The organism is Liquorilactobacillus capillatus DSM 19910, from assembly GCF_001434915.1.
GTDB lineage: Bacteria > Bacillota > Bacilli > Lactobacillales > Lactobacillaceae > Liquorilactobacillus > Liquorilactobacillus capillatus.
On record NZ_AZEF01000033.1, the window covers coordinates 1 to 525 of the forward strand.

Consider the following 525-nt stretch of genomic DNA (forward strand, 5'->3'; position numbering starts at 1 on the left):
CAATCACTCCATTACTAATCAAGTAAGGTTAAGGGTTAACCAGCTTGTCCGTGAATCATTGCCAGTTAAAACCATTGCTAAATTAGTAGGTATTTCTTCAACATCGGTACAACGGATTATTTACGCCCACCGTCACGCACTTATTGAGCGCCGCAAACTACCAAGAATTATTTGTTTTGATGAATTTAGATCAGTTCATTCGATGTTCTCTTTCATCTGTATTGATGCGATTACCCACAACCTTCTCGCAATTTTATCTGATCGACTAACCAAAAATATTACTGCTTACTTTCTTAGTCACTATTCCTTATCAGAACGTTCCCAAGTTCAAAAGATTGTAATGGATCTTAACGCCCAGTATCAATACTTTATCCACCGTATCTTTCCAAACGCACAAGTCGTAATTGATCGTTTTCATATCATTCAACTTGCCGGTCGAGCACTAGATCAAGCTCGAATATCGCTTCTTCACGGAATTGAAGATCATCGTTGCCGTAATTATAAAATGCTTAAATCAGAATGGCG

At 38.1% G+C, this 525-nt stretch carries 1 protein-coding gene; it reads left to right on the top strand.

Annotation, left to right across the window (positions count from 1 at the left end; all coding sequences use genetic code 11):
* The coding region (locus FC81_RS08380; protein ID WP_162254828.1) for a transposase at positions 1–525 on the top strand (525 nt) is incomplete at both ends.